This is a genomic window from Streptacidiphilus sp. MAP5-3, from assembly GCF_041262505.1.
Classification (GTDB): domain Bacteria; phylum Actinomycetota; class Actinomycetes; order Streptomycetales; family Streptomycetaceae; genus Streptacidiphilus.
Genome location: NZ_JBGCCL010000067.1, coordinates 1 through 2337 on the forward strand (window position 1 = coordinate 1; position 2337 = coordinate 2337).

The window sequence follows — 2337 nt, forward strand, 5'->3', positions numbered from 1 at the left end:
GGATGCGGAGCGGGCGAAGAATATGTTCGCGTTGGGTTTGTTGTCGTGGATGTATCACCGGCCGACGGAGGGGACGGAGGGTTTCCTGCGGGCGAAGTTCGCGAAGCGGCCGGAGATCGCTGAGGCGAATGTGCTGGCGTTTCGGGCGGGGTGGAACTACGGGGAGACGACGGAGTCGTTCGCGGTCTCGTATGAGGTGGCTCCGGCGTCGAAGGCGTTCGCGGCGGGCCGGTACCGCAACATCTCGGGGAACCTGGCCCTGGCGTACGGGCTGGTGGCGGCGTCGCGGCAGTCGGGTCTGTCGTTGTTCCTGGGGTCGTATCCGATCACGCCGGCGTCGGACATCCTGCACGAGTTGTCCAAGCACAAGAACTTCGGGGTGCGGACGTTCCAGGCGGAGGACGAGATCGCGGGGATCGGTGCGGCGCTGGGTGCGGCGTTCGGTGGCGCTTTGGGGGTGACCACCACCTCCGGTCCCGGCGTCGCGCTCAAGAGCGAGACGATCGGGTTGGCGGTGTCGTTGGAGTTGCCGCTGGTGGTGGTGGATATCCAGCGTGGTGGTCCGTCGACGGGGTTGCCGACGAAGACGGAGCAGGCGGATCTGTTGCAGGCGATGTTCGGGCGTAATGGTGAGGCGCCGGTGCCGATCGTGGCTCCGGCGTCGCCGGGGGAGTGTTTCACGGCGGCGTTGGAGGCGGCGCGGATCGCGTTGACGTATCGGACGCCGGTGTTCCTGTTGTCGGACGGGTATCTGGCGAACGGTTCGGAGCCGTGGCGGATCCCGGAGGCCGGCGAGTTGCCGGATCTGCGGGTGGAGTTCGCGACCGGGCCCAATCGTGAGGACGGGAGTTTCTGGCCGTATCTGCGTGATCCGGAGACGTTGGCGCGGCCGTGGGCGGTGCCGGGGACGCCGGGGTTGGAGCACCGGATCGGTGGGATCGAGAAGCAGGACGGGAGCGGGAACATCTCCTACGATCCGGCCAACCACGACCGTATGGTCCGCACCCGGCAGGCCAAGATCGACGGCATCACCGTGCCCGACCTGGTGGTGGACGACCCGGGTGGGGATGCGGGGCTGCTGGTGCTGGGGTGGGGGTCGACGTTCGGGCCGATCGCGGCCGGGGTGCGGCGGGTGCGGACCGGGGGTGGGAGGGTCGCGCATGCCCAGCTGCGGCACCTGAACCCGTTCCCGGCCAACCTGGGCCAGGTGTTGGGGCGCTACGAGAAGGTGCTGGTGCCGGAGATGAACCTGGGCCAGCTCGCGCTGCTGCTGCGCGCCAGGTACCTGGTCGACGCCCGCTCGTTCACCCAGGTCAGCGGCATGCCGTTCAAGGCCGAACAACTCGCCGCCCGGATCAAGGAGGCGCTCGATGACTGAGCGGACCGAGCTGAAGCTGACCGACGTGTCGAAGCTGACGGCGAAGGACTTCAAGTCCGACCAGGAGGTGCGCTGGTGCCCGGGCTGCGGGGACTACGCGATCCTGGCCGCCGTCCAGGGCTTCCTGCCCGAGCTCGGCATCGCCCGGGAGAACATCGTCTTCGTCTCCGGGATCGGCTGCTCCTCCCGCTTCCCGTACTACCTCAACACCTACGGGATGCACTCCATCCACGGCCGCGCCCCCGCGATCGCCACCGGCCTGGCGTCCTCCCGCCCCGACCTGTCGGTCTGGGTGATCACCGGCGACGGCGACGCCCTGTCCATCGGCGGCAACCACCTCATCCACGCACTGCGCCGCAACGTCAACCTGAAGATCCTGCTCTTCAACAACCGGATCTACGGCCTCACCAAGGGCCAGTACTCACCCACCAGCGAACAGGGCAAGGTCACCAAGTCCACCCCGATGGGCTCCCTCGACGAACCCTTCCGCCCGCTCTCACTCGCGCTCGGCGCGGAGGCGTCCTTCGTCGCCCGCACCATCGACTCCGACCGCAAACACCTGACCGACGTACTCCGGGCAGCCGCCCGACACCAGGGCACCGCCCTGGTCGAGATCTACCAGAACTGCAACATCTTCAACGACGGCGCCTTCGAGATCCTCAAGGACCCCACCAGCCGCGACACCGCCCTGCTCCGCCTGGAACAGGGACAGCCCTACCGGCTCCCGGACACCAACGGCCAGGACGGCGAGGAGATCGTCCACGACGCCCACGACCCCGACCCGACCCGCGCGTTCGCGCTCTCCCGGCTCAGCCTGCCCACCCCCATCGGCATCCTGCGCGACGTCGACCGGCCCGCCTACGACCGGCAACTCAACCAGCAACTCGACCAGGCCGTCGCCACCCAGGGCCCCGGCGACCTCGAAGCCCTCCTCACCGGCCACGACACCTGGACCGTCA

At 68.5% G+C, this 2337-nt stretch carries 2 protein-coding genes; both read left to right on the forward strand.

Annotated features, from left to right (window positions below; translation table 11 throughout):
• Positions 1-1378 (forward strand): 2-oxoacid:acceptor oxidoreductase subunit alpha (locus tag ABH928_RS36430; RefSeq protein WP_370073047.1); only part of this gene is annotated, 1378 nt, incomplete at its 5' end.
• The coding region (locus tag ABH928_RS36435; protein WP_370073048.1) for a 2-oxoacid:ferredoxin oxidoreductase subunit beta at positions 1371-2337 on the forward strand (967 nt) is incomplete at its 3' end. The genes ABH928_RS36430 and ABH928_RS36435, both read left to right, overlap by 8 nt.